Origin of the sequence: Cognatundibacterium luofuense, from assembly GCF_018139685.1 — a bacterium.
GTDB classification, from domain to species: Bacteria; Pseudomonadota; Gammaproteobacteria; order Burkholderiales; family Burkholderiaceae_D; genus Undibacterium; species Undibacterium luofuense.
This window is the reverse complement of the sequence record NZ_JAGSPN010000001.1, coordinates 665510-686244: the sequence shown is the minus strand read 5'-3', so window position 1 is coordinate 686244 and position 20735 is coordinate 665510. Positions and strand designations below refer to the sequence as shown.

General features: G+C 51.0%; 20 protein-coding genes. 10 read left to right on the top strand and 10 right to left on the bottom strand.

Annotated features, from left to right (window positions below; genetic code table 11):
• The first annotated feature begins 53 nt into the window (after positions 1–53).
• Positions 54–737: a hypothetical protein gene (locus tag KDM89_RS03090; protein WP_212686451.1), complete on the top strand. Its 684-nt coding sequence runs from the start codon at positions 54–56 to the stop codon at positions 735–737.
• A gap of 150 nt (positions 738–887) precedes the next feature.
• Entirely contained in the window at positions 888–1568 is a 681-nt protein-coding gene (locus KDM89_RS03085; protein WP_212686450.1) for a hypothetical protein, read from the top strand.
• A 130-nt stretch (positions 1569–1698) separates the two neighbouring features.
• Here KDM89_RS03085 and KDM89_RS03080 read toward each other — a convergent pair whose 3' ends face one another.
• The 10 genes from KDM89_RS03080 to grpE all read right to left on the bottom strand — a co-directional run bounded on the left by KDM89_RS03080 (position 1699) and on the right by grpE (position 12686).
• The gene (locus KDM89_RS03080) at positions 1699–2433 is read right to left on the bottom strand and encodes an SDR family NAD(P)-dependent oxidoreductase (protein ID WP_329604604.1); all 735 of its coding nucleotides are present in this window, start codon (positions 2431–2433) and stop codon (positions 1699–1701) included.
• On the bottom strand, positions 2406–3953 hold the full coding sequence (locus KDM89_RS03075; protein WP_212686449.1) for a cryptochrome/photolyase family protein: 1548 nt from the start codon (positions 3951–3953) through the stop codon (positions 2406–2408). Before KDM89_RS03075 ends, KDM89_RS03080 begins: the two co-directional genes overlap by 28 nt.
• Positions 3950–5266, bottom strand: a complete 1317-nt coding sequence (locus KDM89_RS03070) for a DASH family cryptochrome (RefSeq protein ID WP_212686448.1) — start codon at positions 5264–5266, stop codon at positions 3950–3952. Before KDM89_RS03070 ends, KDM89_RS03075 begins: the two co-directional genes overlap by 4 nt.
• Entirely contained in the window at positions 5263–5415 is a 153-nt protein-coding gene (locus KDM89_RS03065; protein ID WP_329604603.1) for a DUF2256 domain-containing protein, read from the bottom strand. Before KDM89_RS03065 ends, KDM89_RS03070 begins: the two co-directional genes overlap by 4 nt.
• Positions 5416–5462: 47 nt before the next feature.
• Entirely contained in the window at positions 5463–6998 is a 1536-nt protein-coding gene (locus KDM89_RS03060) for a cryptochrome/deoxyribodipyrimidine photo-lyase family protein (RefSeq protein WP_212686446.1), read from the bottom strand.
• Positions 6999–7131: 133 nt separating this feature from the next.
• Positions 7132–7821 carry a carbonate dehydratase gene (gene can, locus KDM89_RS03055; RefSeq protein WP_212686445.1) on the bottom strand — a complete coding sequence of 230 codons (690 nt, stop codon included), beginning with the start codon at positions 7819–7821 and terminating at the stop codon, positions 7132–7134.
• 112 nt (positions 7822–7933) lie between these two features.
• Positions 7934–8545 (bottom strand): chalcone isomerase family protein, encoded by a 612-nt coding sequence (locus KDM89_RS03050; RefSeq protein WP_212686444.1) that lies wholly within the window; start codon positions 8543–8545, stop codon positions 7934–7936.
• Between the two features lie 221 nt (positions 8546–8766).
• The gene (gene dnaJ, locus KDM89_RS03045) at positions 8767–9882 is read right to left on the bottom strand and encodes a molecular chaperone DnaJ (protein ID WP_212686443.1); all 1116 of its coding nucleotides are present in this window, start codon (positions 9880–9882) and stop codon (positions 8767–8769) included.
• Positions 9883–10030: 148 nt separating this feature from the next.
• A complete protein-coding gene (gene dnaK / locus KDM89_RS03040; RefSeq protein ID WP_212686442.1) occupies positions 10031–11962 on the bottom strand; it encodes a molecular chaperone DnaK in 1932 nt (643 codons plus the stop codon).
• Between the two features lie 136 nt (positions 11963–12098).
• On the bottom strand, positions 12099–12686 hold the full coding sequence (grpE, locus tag KDM89_RS03035) for a nucleotide exchange factor GrpE (RefSeq protein WP_212686441.1): 588 nt from the start codon (positions 12684–12686) through the stop codon (positions 12099–12101).
• A 360-nt stretch (positions 12687–13046) separates the two neighbouring features.
• Here grpE and rfbB point away from each other — a divergent pair, with 360 nt between their 5' ends.
• The 8 genes from rfbB to KDM89_RS02995 are packed head-to-tail and all read left to right on the top strand — an operon-like array spanning position 13047 to position 20712.
• Positions 13047–14105, top strand: coding sequence for a dTDP-glucose 4,6-dehydratase (gene rfbB, locus KDM89_RS03030; RefSeq protein WP_212686440.1), 1059 nt, complete (start codon positions 13047–13049; stop codon positions 14103–14105).
• Between the two features lie 2 nt (positions 14106–14107).
• Positions 14108–15001, top strand: coding sequence for a glucose-1-phosphate thymidylyltransferase RfbA (rfbA, locus tag KDM89_RS03025; RefSeq protein WP_212686439.1), 894 nt, complete (start codon positions 14108–14110; stop codon positions 14999–15001).
• Position 15002: 1 nt separating this feature from the next.
• Positions 15003–15548: a dTDP-4-dehydrorhamnose 3,5-epimerase gene (gene rfbC, locus KDM89_RS03020; protein ID WP_212686438.1), complete on the top strand. Its 546-nt coding sequence runs from the start codon at positions 15003–15005 to the stop codon at positions 15546–15548.
• Positions 15545–16468 carry a dTDP-4-dehydrorhamnose reductase gene (gene rfbD, locus KDM89_RS03015; protein ID WP_212686437.1) on the top strand — a complete coding sequence of 308 codons (924 nt, stop codon included), beginning with the start codon at positions 15545–15547 and terminating at the stop codon, positions 16466–16468. Before rfbC ends, rfbD begins: the two co-directional genes overlap by 4 nt.
• Before the next feature lie 26 nt (positions 16469–16494).
• Positions 16495–17286, top strand: a complete 792-nt coding sequence (locus KDM89_RS03010; protein ID WP_212686436.1) for a glycosyltransferase family 2 protein — start codon at positions 16495–16497, stop codon at positions 17284–17286.
• Complete coding sequence (locus tag KDM89_RS03005) at positions 17283–18245, top strand: UDP-glucose 4-epimerase family protein (protein WP_212686435.1); 963 nt, start codon at positions 17283–17285, stop codon at positions 18243–18245. The genes KDM89_RS03010 and KDM89_RS03005 overlap by 4 nt, the downstream gene beginning before the upstream one ends.
• A 2-nt stretch (positions 18246–18247) precedes the next feature.
• A complete protein-coding gene (locus KDM89_RS03000) occupies positions 18248–18808 on the top strand; it encodes a sugar transferase (protein ID WP_212686569.1) in 561 nt (186 codons plus the stop codon).
• Between the two features lie 5 nt (positions 18809–18813).
• The gene (locus KDM89_RS02995) at positions 18814–20712 is read left to right on the top strand and encodes a polysaccharide biosynthesis protein (RefSeq protein WP_212686434.1); all 1899 of its coding nucleotides are present in this window, start codon (positions 18814–18816) and stop codon (positions 20710–20712) included.
• The last annotated feature ends 23 nt before the right edge of the window (positions 20713–20735 follow it).

Here is a 20735-nt window from a genome sequence, read left to right as displayed (position 1 = left end):
ACGGATTAGCATGGCATATCCATCAACGCGAAAGCTGACCACCGGAGACCCGTATGAACCTGAAACGCCGCTATCTTTGCCTGAGCTTACTGGGTGCCGTACACGGCATCACACTGGCCGCCCAGCCTGATCCTTTGTGGGAAAAAGTCGTGCAGCAATACAAAGCTGCGGACAACTACGCCGCCAAAGAAATACGTCAGAACATTACCGTCGAAAAAGATCAGGAAACCCGTCACAGCGTGGTGCGTTTGCAGCTCAGCGGCTGGAAAGACAATACGCCGGAGTACGAAATTGTCAGCATCGATCCAGCACCCAAAGAAAAGAAAAAGCCGATGAATATGGATGCGATGCTGAAAGACGCTTACCGGCAGGTATTCAGCACGACTGCACAACCCAAACGCAGCGATAACGTCAGACTCGGTGAACAGAACGCCACGCTGTTTGAGCTGGATGAAGGTTCGCTGCAGAAAGTCAGCCTGCAATTATGGGCAGAACCGTCCACCGGCAAAATCCTGCAACTGAAAATGCAGGCCAGAATGCCGATGGCGTTTGAAGCCAGCATCAGCACCAGTTACCGCCCCGGCCCCGACGGCATGAGTTTCCCCGCACAAAGGCAAACCGCGTTTGAAATCCATATCCCGTTTAAAAAAGCCAAAGGCAGCTTCGATGAAGCACTGAGCCAGTGGGAAGCCCGCCCCGCCTCAGCCGGCACCAGCGCCAAACCTGCTTCTCCGTAAACTGGCAATCCGTATTCAGCCTGCGATCGCACTGCCGTCTGTGTTGCTTTACAGGCACAACATGCAATATTCATATTTCCAGCCGGCATTTATTTAAATTAGGATGGCTTTTCGCTTTAAAAATATAACAACTCATCCCAGGGAAGACATATGAAACCAGTACGACGCCTGTTACTCGCAGCCATGCTGAGCATTATTCCGGCTGTCAGTATGGCGACAGAACACGACGCATTGTGGAGTAAGGTCACCGAGCAGTTCAACACTTCGGAGAGCTACGCTGCGAAAGATATACGTGAAACCATTCACTTTGAAATGAATGAAGAAACCCGGCATACCGTCATTCAACTGGCATTGGGGGGCTGGAAGAACGGTCAGGCGTATTACCAGACGATCAGCGTTGAACCTGCTTCCGCGACAAACAAAAAACCTTTCCGGTTTGATGAAAAAAGTAAACCTGCATTGCGTAAATTCTTTGCCAGCGAACAAGCACCGAAGAGAACCGATAACGTCATGCTCGGTGAAAAAAATACCATCCTTTTTGAAGGTTCCAATACGGAAGGAAAGGATAAGTTTCAGTTTCAGATCTGGGTCGATCCGGATACGGGCGCAATTCTTCAAAATAAATTTTATATGACCGGCCCAGCCAAACTGGTGATCTCCGCACTGACATCCTATGCGGTCGGACAGCAAGGTATCAGCTTGCCATCAAAGCGCCACATTGATCTGGAATTTAACGAGCCATTCCGAGTGAAAGGTACCGTCGACGAGGAACTGCTTCACTGGGAAGTGGCCCCCGACGTAACGCGCACCGGCAAACCAGCCTCTCCTTGACTATGTAAAGGCTTGCAAAGCGGTAATTCGACGCAAATGCAGATTCCGGCACAGCGATATGGCTGTCGCCAGCAGAAAGTCAGGGCTTTGCGAAAGTGCAGATGACGATGTCTGCACAACGATCACATCATCACCACGGCAATGCCTGTCCGTCGTAGCTGAAAAATCCGCCGCTATCCGCCGGTGTTTTGGCGCGGATCACGGATAACAGTTCCGCCGCAGCGATTTCCGGTGCGCGGGCGGCGTGGCCACCTTTGAATGGTGCGGACAGCGCCGATTGCACTGTGCCCGGATGCAAGGCCAGCAACACTTGTTGCGGACAAGTGCGCTGCACTTCAATCGCCGCCGTTTTGATCAGCATGTTCAGCGCGGCTTTTGAGGCGCGGTAACTGTACCAGCCACCGAGCCGGTTATCGCCGATGCTGCCAACCTTCGCCGACAAAAACGCCATTCTGCCCTGCTGTTTATCCAGCAGCGGATGGAAATAGCGCAATACCAGTGCGGGGCCGAAAGTATTGACCGCAAAGGTTTGCTGCAATTGCGCCAGGTGCAGATCGCCGAGTTTCTTCTCCGGCATTGCTTCGGGTGTATGCAAAACACCGGCGGCATGAATAATCAGTTGATACGGAGCCTGATCACGCAAGGCCTGTGCCGCCTGCTGCACACTGTTTTCATCAAGGAGATCCAGCACCGGCGTGCTGTTACGCGACAATGTCACAACCTGTATCTGCTCATCACGCAATTGCGCGGCGATGGCGCTGCCGATGGCACCGGAACCGCCGATCACCAGCGCACGCGTTTTTTGTTCAGCGTATATGATGTTTTCCTTCAGGGTTTTCAGAGTTGATCGAGATGGCTGCGGCACCACGCGGCACGTAACTGCAGCGCGGTTTTATCTTCTTCTTTCATTTTCGCCAGCTGCGGATAAATCATGCCGAGGCGCGGATTACGCGCAAACTGTTCGCGGTGACGTAAAAAGAAATCCCAGTACATGGCATTAAACGGGCAGGCTTTTTCACCGGTTTTCTGCTTGCGGTCATAAGCGCAGCCTTTGCAGTAATCGCTCATTTTGTGGATATAAGCGGATGTCGATACATATGGCTTCGTCGCCAGCAAACCACCATCAGCAAACTGGCTCATCCCCAGCGTGTTCGGCAATTCCACCCATTCAAATGCATCGATATAAATCCCCAGATACCACTGATGTAATTCCTGCGGATCCAGCCCGGCCAGCAAGGCAAAATTGCCGATCACCATCAGGCGCTGAATGTGATGCGCGTGAGCATGCTGCAAGGAAGCCTGTATCGATTGCGAAAGGCAGCGCATACCGGTTTGTCCATTCCAGAACCACGGCGGCAGCGATTGCGCGTGTTGTAAGGCATTCTGTTGCGCGTAATCCGGCATGGCAGCCCAGTAGATGCCGCGCACGTATTCGCGCCAGCCCAGAATCTGCCGGATAAATCCTTCCGCCGATGCCAGTGGCACCGCGCCGTTTTGGAAGGCTTGTTCGGCTGCGCGCACCACTTCCAGCGGGTGCAGCATTTTCACATTCAGCGCAAACGAGAGTAAGGAGTGGAATAAGCGTGGTGCAGCGCTGTGCATTGCATCCTGAAAACGTCCGAAGTACGGCAGCACTTCGCGGATAAAAAAGTCCAGTTGCTGCAAGGCTTCGTCGCGATCCAGCGGCCAGCGAAACCGCTGTGCCGATGGCTCGCCGAAACTCTTCACACCCGCCGCCTGAATTTCTTCCCACAACAAACGGTGATCATGCACTGGCCGCTGATCCTGCGGTTCTGCCGGTGTACCGCGCCAGGCTTCACGGTTATCGTGATCGAAATTCCATTGCGCGCCGACAGGCTGATTGCCATCCATCAGCACCTGATGTCTGACCCGCATCTGGCGATAAAAGCTTTCCATCAGCCAGCGCTGCCGCTGACTGAACAAGCGTTGCGCATCATCGCGCGCACTCAGAAAATGCGCGCTGTCGTCTGCACTGGTTTGTATGCCCGCTTTCTCAAAGTCCGCTGCAATCTGATGCAATTGCTGATCCAGCCGCCATTCATCGGGCAACTGATAACTGAATTTTTCTATCCGGTATTGCTGACACAATTGCTGCAGATTGGCGGCAATGCTGTGCTGATTTGCGCTGTCGCTGATTTTGAAATACCGGACTTTATGCCGGCGAGCGGACAGTTGCTGTGCCAGTCTCCGCATTCCGGCAAAAATCGCGATGATTTTCTGCGCGTGGTGCAGTACGTAGTCGGTTTCCTGACGAACTTCCATCATCACGATCAGCACTTCCGGGTCCGGCGTCTGAAACCACGGATGTTCGGGATTCAGCTGGTCTCCGAGAACCAGTCTTAAATGGCGTATGGTTTCACTCATACTGCAGTCCCCCAGCAACGGCGATAGTTGCCTTCGCTGTCATATTGTTTAATCTGACGGCGAATATCAAAATGCCGCCCGCCGCGCGGATCGGTGCCATGACCGGAAATGTATAACCAGTTACCCTGATTGCTGAATACATCAAAATCCAGCAATTGCGCTTCAAACCAGGCCGCACCGGCGCGCCAGTCACCCTGCATTTCATTCAGCCAGTAACTGGCCACAATTTGCCGCATACGGTTTGATAAATAACCGGTCAGCCGCAGTTCCCGCATACCGGCATCGACCAGATCACAACCGGTGTTACCGCTGGTCCAGCGCTGCCACTGCACTGCATCATGCTGCTCCGGCCCGTGATAAATATTTGACAGACCTTGCTTACGATACAAAAGACTGCCGTATTGCCTGTGTAAAAACCGGAAGTAATCCCGCCATAGCAATTCAAACCAGTGCCAGTAAGTGCTTTTGTTTTCGCCGGACTGCTGCTCTGCTTCGCGGATCATTTGCATCGCACGCCGTGGCGATAAACTGCCGCAAGCCAGCCACGGTGACCATTTGCTCGAAAAATCCAGCCCCTGCAAAGCGTTACGCGTGGTTTCATAGGTATGGGTTAGACCTTTTTGCGCATAGCGATTCAGATGCTGCAGCGCCACTGCTTCACCGCCCTGCCAGTGTGGATGTGTCAAAGGAAAAGAGCTGTACTGTTGGCGCCCGGCGATCTCAGGACTGACAGGAATATCCGGAATGACAGAACGCGCCTGCCATGCTGCGATGCCATCCGGTAATGGCGGCAATTGCAAAGGCGCAGGCAAGCATTCCGCCTCCCGAACCGACGCATTTTCCAGTTGCTGACGAAAATGGGTGAACACCGGTGGTAAATCCTGTACATCAAACGGCAACTGATGCGGCAACAGCAAGCTACTGTGCCAGACCGTGTTCAGCGTTACTCCCTGTTGTTGTAACACAGGCTGCAATGCCGCAAGCTGCTGCTCCTCTTCGGGCGCGGGTAAGTCTTCCGTCCATACCGCCCGGATTTGCAGCGTAGCGCACAGCTCAGGAATCAATGATTCCTGTTTTCCGTGCAACACCAGTAAATCGCTGCCTTTTGCACGCAGGGCTTGCTGTAAAGCCTGCACATTTTGTGCGAGCCAGTGCAAACGTAAATCGCTGTAACGGGCATGGCCCCAGCGCGTTTCCGAATTCTCCGGCCAGAAGAAGACCGGCAGTAAATCACCATTCTGTTGCAACGCCTGCGTCAGTACAGCATGGTCATGCAGTCGCAAATCCTGACGAAACCACAGCAATGCTGTCATACGCCCTCCTTCCCGTTTGCGCCCTGACGACGGCAACGTTCCGAGCAATACCGCACTTGTTCCCAGTCACGCTCCCATTTTTTTCGCCAGCTGAACGGCAGTCCGCAACTGACACAGACTTTGGTCGGTAATTCTGATTTTTTCCGCATCTTCATAGTATGAATATGTTTTTTAATATTTCAGTAAAACGGTTTTCTTATTCAAATAAAGAAGCTTGCACGACTTCCGGTAAAGTCTGACGGGGCTTACGTTTAGGTTTGTCTGTACGACTGACACGGGAGCCGTGTTTCTCAATAACCGCTGCTTTTGCGGCACGGACTTCCGGCTGTCCGCGGACTGCAAATAAGCGCTGTTTTGCAAGACGTGTCGCCTGCTCGAGCTCCACGGGTGGCTGCGGCAATTCCTGTCCCAGTGTGAAGCCGAGTTGCTGCTGCATCACCGGCGGCATTTTCCAGGGCTCAAACAACCATGAATCCGGCACTTTACGCATTGCAGGAAGCCACCGACGTACGAAGCGCCCATGCGGATCATGATCGCGTGCCTGTTTCAGCGGATTGTAAATACGCGGAACATTCATACCGGTCGTACCGGATTGCATCTGCATCTGACTCCAGTGAATACCCGGCTCGTAATCCACAAACTGTGTCGCCAGCCAGCAACCGACATCGCGCCAGTGCAGCCATAAAGGATAAGCCGCAACGGAGACCAGCATCGCGCGCATACGAAAATTCAGCCAGCCGGTTTCGCGCAGCATCGCCACACAGGCATCCACCAGCGGCCAGCCGGTACGGCCTTCCGTCAGCAATTGAAAATGCAATGGGTTCCAGCCATCTTCACGCAAACCGGTGTAACCACGGTGCATGGGCTGAAATTCGATTTCCGGCTCGCTCTCCAGCTTTTGTATGAAATGACAGTGCCAGTACAAGCGACTTTGAAATGCCTGCAACCCTCCGCGCTGGCGGCTTTCCTGCTCGGGCAGCTTTAGTAGTAGACGACGTACGCTTTGCACTGTTTCACGCATGCTGATGCAGCCATAACTCAGATATGGAGATATGCGGGAACAGGCCGTCGGCGCAGACAAGGGAGAAGAAATGCCGCCGCGATACTGCATACAGCGCTCCTCCGCAAAAGTGTTCAATGCTTGCAATCCCTGCTGACGACCACCGGGTTGCCGTGACGGCGGATCGGCCTGATGCAAACCGAGCGCCGCCGCAGCTGGCACCTGTACATCAAACGGCAGCTTCTGCCATTGCAATGACTCCGGCAATGTCTGCAAAGGTTTCGCCATTTCAGTTTCCCATGCAGTTTGCCAGCGGTTTCTGTCTCGCAAGCCGCGTACCACACCGAACTGGCGGTGCTCCTGCCATTGCACATTTTTTTCACGACACCAGACCGCGACCTGACGATCGCGTTCATAAGTCCAGCCATTACCGGTTTCTTCGTGTGAATGCATCGTATGGAATGGCGAATGATCATAGAGTGCGTTCAGAACGCTGATGATGTCGCCATGCAAAATCAGCAATTGTCCGCCCATTGCACGCAATGCTGCGTACAAAGACCGCAGGCTTTCGACGATAAAGTGATAGTGCGACGCGGCCATGTCCGGCTGTTGCCACAAGCCGGGCTCAATCACATATAAGCAGGCGAAGGGGCCGTTACGGGCAGCGGCCGACATAGCGGCGTGATCCTGCCACCTCAAATCACGTTTTAACCAGACCAGTGAATAGCTCATGAGGATAAGCTGTTTGCTGTCAACAGGCTGCATTCTGGCATGACTGCGAAAATGCCGCTGACGGGCCACTGAAAACACAAAAGCCGGCAAATGCCGGCTTTTGTTTTTCGTCTGATTAGCTATTTCAAACCATTTACGCGGTGGCTTTTTGTGCCACTGGCTGATAGCGTGTCAGGCTGCTTTCCAGATGCTGACTCAGTGTTTCATTCGAATCCACCGTCATACCGAGTGGCTGCAGCAAGCCATCCTGTAAGCCATAAACCCAGCCGTGTACAGTCACTTCCTGTCCGCGATCCCAGGCATCCTGAATGATGGTGGTTTTACATACGTTCACCACTTGCTCGATCACGTTCAGTTCGCATAACTGATCTCCGCGTACCCGGTCATCCACAATTTCGCCCAGATAGCGTTCATGCTTCTGATGGACATCCTGAACATGGCGCAGCCAGTTATCGGCCAGCCCGACGCGACGGTTCATCATCGCAGCATGCACACCGGAGCAGCCGTAGTGACCACAGATAATAATATTGCGCACTTTCAGCACATCGACTGCAAATTGCAATACAGATAAGGAATTCAGGTCAGAATGTACGACCACATTGGCGATATTCCGGTGTACGAATAATTCACCTGGCAGCATGCCAAGCAATTCATTGGCCGGAACGCGGCTGTCTGAGCAGCCTATCCATAAGTAATCAGGGGTTTGCTGGGAAGCCAGGGTTTCGAAAAAATGCGGGTCTTTCTGACGGATAGCGTCCGCCCAGCGCCGGTTGTTTTCAAAGAGTTGTTCCGGCGTAAATTTATTGGTTGTCTGTGCAGTCATCTTGTCGCCTGTTGATTGAACAGGCGAGATTTTACCCTGCCGCCTGCCGAAAGGCACGGACAAACGCAAGCAGCCCGCTCACTGGCGGGCTGTGATATTGATACGGCGCAGATCAGCGGTTATTGCCGCTACGTTCGTCCTGTTCTGCCAGCATGGCTTTTTTCAAGCCTTTATCAACAGGACTTTCACCCAGCCAGATTCGCAGAATCGCGTTATAGAAAGCCAGATCAGGATAAGGCTCTCCCATTTTCTTACCATTCAGCATCACGATCGTGCCCTGATTAGGAATCCAGTCAACAATCATGGTGTCGCCTTTTTTCAGCTCCGGCACCGATGCAAACAGCTCACCAAAACGCATGAACTGAGATGTCATTTTCAGCTTCTCAGACTTATCGGTATTTTGCTGAATACCTTGCATAAAGCCGCGACCGAAATCTTCGTTACTCAGGTCGCGCAGCATGGTGATGGCAACCCGGCGCGGCCCTTGTGCAGCCAGCACATCCGGCACAGTGTTCTTTTTTTCTTTCAGATACAACGCAGCGACGTAGACCTTAAAAATCGCTTTATAACGAATACCGGCACCGTTGAGCTTCAGCTCATTTCCGGCAACCTGCACCGCATCATCCAGCTTTACACCCGCTACCTCGGTTGCACCGGCATTCATCAGGCAACCCAGACTCAGACTCAAAGCAAGCATCCATTGTTTACTGCGTTGTCCAAACATAATCGTCTCCGTCTTGTTTTATATTATTTATCACTCCCTTGACTGAAATCCTTACCAGCGCGGGCGCTTTAGCATAACCGAAAATGCAAGCCACATACATGTCTGACAACCGAGCGTATCCTCTAGCACACACGACTGCAGAAAAATGATCACCAAAATAAAAAACGCAGATCAGAGATCTGCGTTTTTTACCGGGCAGCCTTTGCAGGCATCAGCGGGATTTATTCAAAAAACTTTTTGACTTTATCCATCCACGAATTGCTTTGCGGATTGTGTTTTGAACCGCCTTCCACCGTCAGCTGTTCAAATTCACGCAGCAAATCTTTCTGACGTTCTGTCAGACGTACCGGCGTTTCAATCACAACATGGCAGAACAGGTCACCGGCATAACCGGAACGCACACCCTTCACACCTTTACCGCGCAAACGGAAGGTTTTACCGGATTGCGTACCTTCAGGAATCGTGAACGATGCCTTGCCGCTGAGTGTCGGTACTTCCACATCACCACCGAGTGCAGCGGTTGCAAACGAAATCGGGATTTCGCAATGCAGGTCATCGCCTTCGCGCTGGAATACCTGATGCTGCTTAATGTGGATTTCAACATACAGATCGCCCGGAGGCCCGCCATTCACGCCGGGCTCGCCATTACCGGAAGAGCGAATCCGCATACCGTCATCAATACCGGCAGGCACTTTCACTTCCAGTGTCTTCTTACGTTTAATGCGACCTACGCCCGAGCAGCTTGTGCACGGCTCAGGGATAATTTTGCCTGTGCCATGACATTTCGGACAGGTTTGCTGAATCGCAAAGAAGCCCTGCTGAACACGAACCTGACCATGACCACCGCAAGTGGTACAAGTTACCGGTGACGTACCCGGCTTTGCACCGGAGCCGTGACAAGTATCGCACTCATCCCAGCTTGGTACCTGAATGGTAGTCTCATAGCCATTCGCAGCCTGCTCCAGTGTGATTTCCAGGTTGTAACGCAAATCTGCGCCACGATATACCTGCGGGCCGCCCCCACGACGGCCGCCACCGAAAATATCACCAAAAATATCACCGAATGCATCAGCAAAACCGCCCGCACCGGCACCGCCGCCACCCATGTTCGGATCCACGCCGGCATGACCATAGCGGTCATAGGCCTCGCGTTTTTGCGGGTCCGAAAGCATTTCGTAGGCTTCTTTGACTTCTTTAAACTTTTCTTCCGCCGCCTTGTTATCCGGATTACGGTCCGGATGGTATTTCATGGCGAGCTTACGGTAAGCTTTTTTGATTTCGTCATCGGAGGCATTTTTGCCCAGTCCGAGTACTTCGTAAAAATCACGCTTTGCCATGTCAATTAACCTTGTGATCGCTGCTGTCCTGACACTGCGGAAAACAGCCTGTTCCTGAATTGCGTTTACAACTGAGGCGCAGAGTACACAGAACTCAGTTCTGCGACCTCTGCGCCCCGGCAGATACGTTAAGCCTGAGACTTAACGATTATTTGTTGTCTTTGACTTCTTTGAACTCAGCGTCAACAACATCATCGTCTTTAGCTTTTGCATCCGCACCGGCTGCGCCGCCTGCTGCTGCAGCTTGTTCCTGCGCCTGCATATCGGCATACATTTTTTCGCCGAGTTTTTGCGCTGCAGTCGACAATTCACCGATCTTCGTATCGATCTCAGCTTTTTCGCCGTTTTTCAGAACATCTTCCAGCGCTTTGATCGCTGCTTCGATTTTCTCTTTTTCACCGGCTTCCAGCTTGTCACCGTGCTCACCCAGCGCTTTACGGGTGGAGTGAACCAGTGCATCACCCTGATTGCGGGACTCTGCCAGTTCTTTGACTTTCTTGTCTTCTTCCGCGTTCAGTTCTGCGTCTTTCACCATGCGCTGGATTTCATCTTCAGACAGACCGGAGTTTGCTTTGATGGTGATCTTGTTTTCTTTACCGGTTGCTTTATCTTTCGCGCCGACGTGCAGAATACCGTTAGCATCGATGTCGAAAGTCACTTCGATTTGCGGTGTGCCGCGTTGTGCCGGTGGAATACCTTCCAGATTGAATTCACCCAGCGCTTTGTTACGCGCAGCGATTTCACGTTCACCCTGGAACACTTTGATCGTTACTGCAGGCTGATTGTCTTCTGCAGTAGAGAATACCTGGCTGAACTTAGTCGGGATCGTGGTGTTTTTCTGGATCATTTTTGTCATCACGCCGCCCAGGGTTTCGATACCCAGAGACAACGGAGTCACGTCCAGCAGCAACACGTCTTTACGGTCACCGGACAGAACAGAACCCTGAATCGCCGCACCAACCGCAACTGCTTCATCCGGATTCACGTCTTTACGCGGATCGCGGCCGAAGAATTCTTTTACCGCGTCCTGCACTTTTGGCATACGGGTCATACCACCGACCAGAATCACGTCATCGATATCCGATGTTTTGATGCCAGCATCTTTGATTGCCAGACGGCATGGCTCGATCGTTTTCTGAATCAGTTCTTCTACCAGTGCTTCCAGTTTTGCACGGGTGATTTTCATGTTCAGGTGAGTCGGTACGCCATTTGCCATTGCAATGTATGGCTCATTGATTTCTGTCTGTTGCGAGCTGGACAGTTCAATTTTTGCACGTTCTGCAGACGCTTTAATACGTTGCAGAGCGATAGGGTCTTTGGACAGATCCAGACCGTTGGTTTTTTTGAATTCGTCGATGATGTAATCAATCATGCGCTGATCGAAATCTTCACCACCGAGGAAGGTATCACCATTAGTAGACAGCACTTCGAACTGCATTTCGCCATCAACGTCAGCGATCTCAATGATAGAGACGTCGAATGTACCGCCGCCGAGGTCATACACCGCAATCTTGCGGTCGCCTTTTTCTTTTTTATCCAGACCAAACGCCAGTGCAGCTGCTGTTGGCTCGTTGATAATACGTTTCACTTCAAGACCAGCGATACGACCGGCATCTTTGGTTGCCTGACGCTGAGCATCATTGAAGTAAGCTGGAACGGTAATCACTGCTTCAGTTACTTCTTCGCCGAGATAGTCTTCGGCAGTTTTTTTCATTTTGCGCAAAACTTCAGCGGAAATTTGCGGCGGAGCCAGTTTTTTGTCACGCACAGAAACCCATGCATCACCGTTGTCAGCTTTGCTGATCGAGTAAGGCATCAGACCGATGTCTTTCTGCACTTCTTTTTCTTCAAATTTACGACCGATCAGACGCTTTACTGCGTACAGTGTATTTTTCGGATTTGTTACTGCCTGACGCTTCGCAGAAGCACCCACCAGAATTTCACCATCTTCTTGGTAAGCAATGATCGATGGCGTAGTACGCGCACCTTCTGCATTTTCGATTACTTTTGGCTGGCCGCCTTCCATCACTGCTACGCAGGAGTTAGTCGTACCCAAGTCAATACCAATAATTTTTCCCATGATTTTCCCTCGGAAATGTCTGTTTTTTCGTTAATTTCGTGAATTCCTGATCATTTTCACTGATTCAGGCATTGTCTGATCCCGATATAAGGTAAAAAAAACGCTTTTCAAGCACTTTTTTTGCTTTTTTCAGTGTTTATTTACCTTGTGCAACTGTAACCAGCGCAGGACGCAATAAACGGTCAGCAATCATGTAACCTTTTTGCAATACTGTGACAACGGTATTTGCCTCCTGATCCGCAGGTACCATCGAAATTGCCTGGTGTTTGTTCGGATCCAGCTTTTCACCCTGTGCGGGATTCACTTCTGCCAGACGATTTTTTTCGAATGCAGCATTCAACTGCTTCAGTGTGATCTCCACACCCTCTTTCAGCGATTCGACAGTCGGCGCTTCCACTTTCAAAGCCATTTCCAGACTGTCTTTGACCGGCACCATGGCTTCAGCAAAGCTTTCGACTGCAAATTTATGTGCCTTAGAAATATCTTCCTGTGCGCGGCGACGGATATTTTCGCCTTCCGCCTTTGCACGAACGAAAGCATCCTGCATTTCGGCCAGTTTCAATTCCATCTCGGCAATTTTGTGTGCAGTTTCATCTGCCGGCTCTTCTGCTGCAGCCTGAACGAACTCTGGTGTCAGATCCTCAGTCACCATTTCAGCCGGCTCAACCGGAGCATCTGTTGCCGGCACCTCTTGTTGAGCCTGTTTGTTTTCCTGCTCTTGCATATCTTTCTCCAGTCTAAAAACATATTACCCGTCCATATAGTGGTGTCTTTCCCATTTTCAAGACTGAAGCTGAAACATTTTGCGACTTTTTTAAACACTGCAATAACACTAAAACATCCTAACCAGACTATGCTGAATTTATCCTAATTTGTATGCACCATTCATAGGGAGGGTCATATGCGACTGACCGTCATTTCTCTGGCGTTGCTGACGTATACCGTCATTACTGCCATTCTTATTTGCTGGGCGAAAATTGCCTGATTAACGGCAGACAGTCAGGCAAACACATCGACGAAATTCAACAAAACTCTAGTAAAATGAAGGGTTTATTATTCTTCTCCCATTTATCTGGAGTAGTGCATGATTTTTGTCACAGGCGGCGCAGGCTTCATCGGAGCCAATTTTGTACTGAACTGGCTGGCTCAATCCGATGAGTCCGTCCTCAATTTCGACAAACTGACTTACGCAGGCAATCTCAATACCCTGAAATCCCTGCAAAATGATCCCCGGCACTTGTTCGTACAGGGCGACATCTGCGACACAGCAGTGTTAGACAGCCTGTTTGCCAAACATCAGCCGCGTGCGATTGTGCACTTTGCGGCCGAAAGTCACGTTGACCGCTCCATTCACGGCCCTGCCGCGTTCATTGAAACCAACGTCAACGGCACGTTCAGTCTGCTGGAAGCAGCACGCAAATACTGGACTGGCCTGAGCGATGAAGCAAAAGCCGGCTTTCGTTTCCTGCACGTTTCCACAGATGAAGTCTACGGCACACTGGAAGCAGATGATCCGCCATTCAGCGAAACCACCGCTTACGCACCGAACAGCCCGTATTCAGCCTCCAAAGCTGCATCCGATCATCTGGTGCGCGCCTATCACCACACCTATGGCTTGCCGGTATTAACCACCAACTGCTCGAACAATTACGGTCCTTACCATTTCCCGGAAAAACTGATTCCGCTGGTCATTACCAGTGCGCGCGCTGGCAAAGACCTGCCAGTGTACGGTGATGGTTTGCAAGTCCGTGACTGGCTGTTTGTGACAGACCACTGCGCAGCGATCCGCCGCGTTCTCGAAGCCGGTAAGCCGGGCGAAACCTACAATGTCGGCGGCTGGAATGAGCAGACCAATATCAGCGTAGTCCACACAATCTGCGACCTGCTGGACGAACTGGCCCCGAAAGCCAGCGGCAGCTACCGCGATCAGATCCGTCACGTTAAAGACCGCCCGGGCCATGACCGCCGCTATGCGATTGATGCACGCAAAATTGAACGTGAGCTCGGCTGGAAGCCGGCAGAAACCTTCCAGACAGGACTGCGCAAGACCGTGGAATGGTACCTGAATAACAATGAATGGGTTGCCCAGGTGCAATCCGGTGAATACCAGAACTGGATCAACTTACAGTATCAGCAAGGATAAGCATGACGCAGGCAATCAACCGTAAAGGCATTATTCTGGCGGGCGGCTCCGGCACTCGCTTGTATCCGGTAACACAGGCTGTCTCGAAACAGCTGCTGCCGGTGTACGACAAACCCATGATTTATTATCCGCTGACCACGCTGATGCTGGCTGGAATCCGGGAAATTCTGATTATTTCCACACCGCAGGACACACCGCGTTTCCGCGAACTGTTGGGTGATGGCTCACAATGGGGCATCCGGCTGGAGTATGCGGTGCAACCGTCTCCTGATGGTCTGGCACAAGCCTTCATCATTGGCCGTGAGTTTGTCGGTAATGCCCCTTCTGCGCTGATCCTGGGTGACAATATTTACTACGGCCACGATCTCGTGTCTTCTCTGGAAGCAGCAAACCAGCGCACTGCCGGTGCAACGGTATTTGCTTACCATGTACACGATCCGGAGCGTTACGGTGTTGTTGAATTTAACTTAGACCGTCAGGCTGTCAGCATCGAAGAGAAACCACAGCAACCCAAATCCAATTACGCGGTGACAGGCCTGTATTTCTACGATCAGCAGGTATGCGATATTGCAGCGTCGATCAAACCATCTCCGCGTGGTGAACTGGAAATTACGGACGTCAACAATGTTTACCTGAAACAGGCCGAGCTGAAAGTTGAACTGATGGGGCGCGGTATGGCCTGGCTCGATACCGGCACACATGAGTCATTGCTGGAAGCAGGTCAATTTGTGGCAACGGTAGAAAAGCGACAGGGTCTGAAAATTGCCTGTCCGGAAGAAATTGCCTTCCGTCGCGGCTATATCAGCGCTGAACAGGTTGAAAAACTGGCGCAGCCGCTGAAGAAAAATGAATATGGTAATTATTTGCTGAAATTGTTGGAAAGACAGGCGTACTAATATGAAAATCATTCCGACGAGCTTACCTGAAGTATTCATTATCGAACCCCAGGTGTTCGGCGATAGTCGCGGCTTTTTTTATGAAAGTTTCAATGCACGTAAATTCGCAGAACTGACCGGCGTTCGGGCTGAATTTGTGCAGGACAATCACTCCAAATCCGGAAAAAACATTCTGCGTGGTTTGCACTATCAGATCCAGCAAGCACAGGGCAAACTCGTCCGCGTGGTGTCAGGTGAAGTATTCGACGTTGCCGTTGACATCCGAAAAAGCTCCCCGAACTTCGGTCAATGGGTCGGCGTCAATTTATCTGCAGAAAACAGCCGGCAATTGTGGGTGCCACCAGGTTTCGCACATGGTTTCGTAGTTCTGAGTGAACAGGCGGAGTTTTTGTATAAAACAACCGACTACTGGGCACCGGAACACGAACGTTGCCTCGCGTGGAATGATCCTGAAATCGGAATCGACTGGCCCATCAGCGAAGCGCCGTTACTGTCGGCGAAAGACCAACTCGGTAAAAGCTTGTCAGAAGCAGAGGTCTTCGCATGAAAATTCTGATCACCGGTGTCAGCGGCCAACTGGGTCGCAGCCTTGTGGAACGTCTTGGCAATGAGCATCAGATTATTGCGGCAGACCGGACAATGCTGGATCTCAGCAAACCGGATATGATTGTGACCACAGTCAGACAAATTGCGCCGGATCTGATCATCAATCCGGCAGCATACACGGCAGTGGATAAAGCAGAATCTGAACCGGAGCTGGCAGCAACAGTGAACACTCACGCTGTTGCCTCGCTCGCAGAAGTGGCTAAAACACTCAATATTCCACTCATACACTACTCAACCGACTACGTGTATGCAGGAAATAAAAAAGATACAAATGGCAAGTTAGCCGCTTATACCGAATCCGATCCGGTTGCGCCGTTGAACATCTACGGTCAGACCAAAGCGGATGGTGAACAAGCGATCCGCGACACTGGTTGCCGCCACCTGATATTCCGTACCAGCTGGGTATATTCACCCTACGGTAAGAATTTTTTACTGACAATGCTGAAACTGGCAAATGAACGTGAACAATTGAATATTGTGAACGACCAGTTCGGCGCTCCAACCTCGGCGATCACCATTGCTGATATTACAGCTCAGATTATTGCTCAGATGAGCTCTGCCAGAGATACCACTTGCGCGGAGAACTGGTGGAAAATGCATCAGGGAACCTACCACCTGGTGAATGCCGGCACGACAAACTGGTGTGATTTTACGCGCGCGATTGTGCAGGAAGCACAGCAAGCGGGCCTGTTAAAAACTCCGGGGCCTGCGATCAGCGGAATTCCGGCGGTCAGCTATCCGACGCCGGCCAAGCGTCCGGAGAATTCCATGCTTGATCTGAACAAGCTGAAACTGGCATTTGGTGTGTCGGTACCTGAATGGCGGGAATCCATGCAAGAGTGCATTCGGTATCTGAAGTAAATGCATTTCAATACAGTAATTAATCCATGATTTATATCGCCATCATCAGTCACGGCCACGAAGAAATGCTGATTGAAAGTCAGCTTTGCGGCCTGGCGGGTAACGCTTCCGTCCACATATGGGTTAAAGATAATTTACCATCTGTAAAACTCGAAAAATTTTGCCAGCAGCATCAGGTTCGCTACACGAAAGAAAAACCTGGCATGGGTTTTGGTGAGAACAATAATTTCCTGTTCAAAAAAATCAGCAGTGAATACGCGTTGTCGGTAAAGGATTTATTTGTGGTCATGAACCCTGACATCAGGGCAACCGCTGAGATGTTGCAATCCCTTGATCTGCAAATGCAAATGGATAAAGTGTCTCTGGCAACGGTAAATCTGTACAAAGATCAAAGTTATCAGCAACCCGATGCCAATATCCGGTATTTTCCGTCGTTGCTGACACCGTTTCGCGTTCTGAAAATACGCGGCCTAACGGAAGCAATACAAAAACCATTGTTAACCCGGGATTCTGACGTGGACTGGGCCTCCGGTGCCTTTCTGGCATTTCGCCCCGCACATTTTCAGGAGCTGAAAGGCTTTGATACCGACTTCTTTATGTATTTTGAAGATGTCGATATTTGTTACCGCTCTTCCTGCATTACAGGTCGCAAAGTACGTTATTACCCCGGGCTGAAGGCTGTCCACCAGGCAGCTCATCGCAATCGCAGCCTGCTGTCACCACATGCACGCTGGTTCCTGACCAGCTTCCTGCGCTTTTTGTGGCGCAGATCAGTCATCTATCCTTTTACGCGCGGAAAGATCAGGCAAAGCCTATGAACCAGTCTATCCTTATCACTGGCGCCAGCGGTTTTGTGGGAAATGCACTGACGGACACTATGCTGGATGCGGGCTACTCACTGATTTGCCCGACACGCCAGCCACTCGTCCGCCAGCATCCGGGATTACAAAATCCTCAAATCAGCAGTCTGGATAAACAAACCGACTGGCTACCGTTATTGCAGCATGTGGGCGCAGTCATTCACTGCGCAGCCCGCGTGCATGTTATGCATGAAACTGTCAGCGATCCGCTGTCCGTATTCAGATCTGTGAATGTTGATGCCACTGTACATCTGGCGCAACAGGCTGCAGCAGCCGGAGTAAAGCATTTTATTTTTTTAAGCTCTGTGAAGGTCAATGGAGAATCGACACAACCCGGGTACGCATTCACAGAACAGGATGTTGCAGCTCAGCATGATCCCTACGGCTTATCAAAACTTGAGGCGGAGAAAGCCTTACTCGCTGTTGGACGAAAGACAGGAATGGCTGTCACGATTATTCGCCCTCCCCTGGTTTACGGGCCGGGAGTAAAGGCAAATTTTCAAAGCATGCTGCAATGGGTAAGGCGCGGCATCCCGTTACCATTGGGATCCATTTGCAATCAGCGCAGTCTGGTGTTTGTCGGTAATCTGGTGCATTTTATTTTGCACTGTCTGTATCACCCGCAAGCGCGGCACGAAATCTTTCAGATATCAGACGGACAAGATTTATCAACGACTGAATTACTGGAAAACTGCGCTGTGGCGCTGAAGACAAAATCACGCCTGTGGAAAGTGTCGCCTGACTTACTAACGACATTTGCAAAAATTACAGGAAAACAAGCTATTGCTCAGCGTTTATGCGGATCACTGCAGGTAGATATCAGTAAGGCGCGTAATTTACTCGGATGGAATCCACCGTTCTCTGTGGCAGAAGGACTAGCCATTACCGTTGCGCCAGAATCTGAAGAAAAAGTATGAATATGAAACGTGCACTGGATTTAACTGTTGTTCTGATCGCAGGTTTTTTTCTGCTAGTACCTCTGATTCTGACTGCGCTTGCTGTCAGACTAACCTCTCGCGGACCTGTCTTGTACTGGTCAGACCGGGTAGGCAAGCATAACCGGATTTTCCGTATGCCTAAATTTCGCAGCATGCGTATCGATACTCCGGCCGTTGCAACACACTTACTGACCGACCCTGAGCAATATCTGACTCCTGTCGGTTCTTTTCTGCGTAAGTCCAGTCTGGATGAGTTGCCTCAGTTATGGAGTATCCTGTGCGGTGACATGAGTCTGGTGGGCCCTCGTCCGGCCCTGTTCAATCAATATGATCTGATACAAATGCGCACAGATTGCGGCGTCCATACCCTTGTTCCGGGCCTGACCGGATGGGCGCAGATTAACGGACGTGACGAAGTCCCCAACGAACAAAAAGTCGCGCTGGATCGCTATTATTTAGAAAATGTTTCGATCTGGCTGGATTTACGCATTCTCGTCCTGACTTTCATAAAAGTTGTACGCCGCGACGGAATTACCCACTGACAATAATGTTGCACACACTGACCAACTTACCCCGCCGCTATAAGCAAATAATGGCGATGGCAATGGATTTCATCTGCCTGCCGTTGTTGCTGGCTGTTGCCATCTGGCTGCGTTATGAGGGGCTGAATCCGGATTTGTTGCGCCACTATTTCTGGCTTTTTATCGCGGCTCCGTGCATCAGCGTACCGGTTTTCGCGCGCATCGGCTTGTACCGCGCGGTCGTCAGATTCATCGATCAGAAAATTATCGGCGTCATAGTTCTCGGCGCAACAACCTCGGTGCTGGCACTGACTTTCATCAGCCTGATGCTGCATATTCTGCCAATCTCGCGCGCGGTCTTCGGATTTTTCTGGATGGGCTCTATTTTTTACCTGTCCGCCAGCCGCTTTGCTGCACGACACTGGCTGGCAAGAGTCAGTCTGCACGAAGATGCAATTCCGGTGTGCATTTACGGTGCCGGACAAGCAGGTGCGCAACTGGCAGCAATGATGCGACACGACAGCCAGTATGTCTGCGTTGCATTCGTCGATGATAACAAGCAAAAACATGGCGCCCTGATCGGCGGCATTCGTGTCTACGACCCGAAGGAACTCAGTCGGTTAATCACGAAATTCGAGATCCGTGAGTTATTGCTGGCAATGCCATCCATATCCCGTGCACGTCATAAACAAATACTTGACCAACTGGAACCTTGTAAACTAAAGATCCGTTTGACGCCATCTCTGAAAACCCTGATGTCCGGCGAATTGAAAATGCAGGACATCCGGGAAGTCGATGTTGAAGATTTACTGGGACGCGATACGGTGGAACCGGATCAGCGTCTGCTCGGTCAGTGCATAAAAGGGCAATATGTTGCGGTGACCGGGGCCGGAGGTTCAATCGGATCAGAACTTTGCCGCCAGATTCTGCGCCAGCAGCCACTTCGGCTGATACTGATCGAATCATCGGAATATGCACTGTACTCCATTGAACAAGAGTTAGCGCAGTTAGCAAAACAATATGCACCGGACTGCGAATTACTTCCTGTTCTGTGCTCAGTACGTCAGCAGGACAAACTGGAAGCGTTGTTCTCTGCGTTCAGCATCACAACGGTCTACCATGCTGCAGCATACAAACACGTACCACTGGTGGAACACAATCCTGCGGAAGGTGTACTGAATAACGTTTTCGGCACCCTATCAGTAGCGCAGGCTGCGATGGCAACCGGCGTGAAAAATTTCGTACTCATTTCAACAGACAAAGCTGTCCGCCCGACCAATGTCATGGGTACAACCAAACGCATTGCAGAACTGATACTGCAAGCGTTTGCACGCGAACAACAAGGAACCCGTTTTTGCATGGTGCGCTTTGGTAATGTGCTTGGATCTTCCGGCTCTGTTGTTCCATTGTTCAAAAAACAGATTCTGGCGGGAGGTCCGGTGACGCTGACACATCCGGATATTACCCGTTACTTCATGACGATTCCGGAGGCCGCTCAGTTAGTCATTCAGGCTGGTGCGATGGGTGAAGGTGGTGACGTATTTGTATTAAACATGGGTGATCCTGTACGCATACACGATCTCGCGCGGCGTATGATTCATTTGTTTGGCCTTGAAGTCAGATCAGATGTGCATCCCAACGGAAGCATTGAAATACAGTATGTTGGCCTGCGCCCGGGAGAAAAATTGTACGAAGAGCTCCTGATCGGTGACAATGTTGAGGGCACGACACACCCGCTGATCATGCGTGCGCAAGAGACAGAGCTGCCTTGGGAACAGTTACAACAGCTGCTGAACAGGCTGCGTATTGCATGCGAACAAAATCAGGTGAACGAACTGCGTCTGATGTTGTTACAAATCGTGGCAGAATACCAACCGCAGTGCGGGATTGAAGATTTTCTGTGGAAACAGAAACAGCATACCTGACTTCCTTTTTTATAATCACAGAA

Coding starts and splice junctions, on each gene's coding strand:
- grpE (WP_212686441.1), bottom strand. CDS start 12,686: ATGCAAGAGCAGGAAAACAAACAGGCTCAACAAGAGGTGCCGGCAACA.
- KDM89_RS03000 (WP_212686569.1), top strand. CDS start 18,248: ATGAAACGTGCACTGGATTTAACTGTTGTTCTGATCGCAGGTTTTTTT.
- KDM89_RS03065 (WP_329604603.1), bottom strand. CDS start 5,415: ATGCGGAAAAAATCAGAATTACCGACCAAAGTCTGTGTCAGTTGCGGA.
- rfbD (WP_212686437.1), top strand. CDS start 15,545: ATGAAAATTCTGATCACCGGTGTCAGCGGCCAACTGGGTCGCAGCCTT.
- rfbB (WP_212686440.1), top strand. CDS start 13,047: ATGATTTTTGTCACAGGCGGCGCAGGCTTCATCGGAGCCAATTTTGTA.
- KDM89_RS02995 (WP_212686434.1), top strand. CDS start 18,814: ATGTTGCACACACTGACCAACTTACCCCGCCGCTATAAGCAAATAATG.
- KDM89_RS03090 (WP_212686451.1), top strand. CDS start 54: ATGAACCTGAAACGCCGCTATCTTTGCCTGAGCTTACTGGGTGCCGTA.
- rfbA (WP_212686439.1), top strand. CDS start 14,108: ATGACGCAGGCAATCAACCGTAAAGGCATTATTCTGGCGGGCGGCTCC.
- KDM89_RS03005 (WP_212686435.1), top strand. CDS start 17,283: ATGAACCAGTCTATCCTTATCACTGGCGCCAGCGGTTTTGTGGGAAAT.
- KDM89_RS03085 (WP_212686450.1), top strand. CDS start 888: ATGAAACCAGTACGACGCCTGTTACTCGCAGCCATGCTGAGCATTATT.
- KDM89_RS03010 (WP_212686436.1), top strand. CDS start 16,495: ATGATTTATATCGCCATCATCAGTCACGGCCACGAAGAAATGCTGATT.
- KDM89_RS03070 (WP_212686448.1), bottom strand. CDS start 5,266: ATGACAGCATTGCTGTGGTTTCGTCAGGATTTGCGACTGCATGACCAT.
- KDM89_RS03060 (WP_212686446.1), bottom strand. CDS start 6,998: ATGAGCTATTCACTGGTCTGGTTAAAACGTGATTTGAGGTGGCAGGAT.
- KDM89_RS03075 (WP_212686449.1), bottom strand. CDS start 3,953: ATGAGTGAAACCATACGCCATTTAAGACTGGTTCTCGGAGACCAGCTG.
- KDM89_RS03050 (WP_212686444.1), bottom strand. CDS start 8,545: ATGTTTGGACAACGCAGTAAACAATGGATGCTTGCTTTGAGTCTGAGT.
- dnaJ (WP_212686443.1), bottom strand. CDS start 9,882: ATGGCAAAGCGTGATTTTTACGAAGTACTCGGACTGGGCAAAAATGCC.
- can (WP_212686445.1), bottom strand. CDS start 7,821: ATGACTGCACAGACAACCAATAAATTTACGCCGGAACAACTCTTTGAA.
- dnaK (WP_212686442.1), bottom strand. CDS start 11,962: ATGGGAAAAATTATTGGTATTGACTTGGGTACGACTAACTCCTGCGTA.
- rfbC (WP_212686438.1), top strand. CDS start 15,003: ATGAAAATCATTCCGACGAGCTTACCTGAAGTATTCATTATCGAACCC.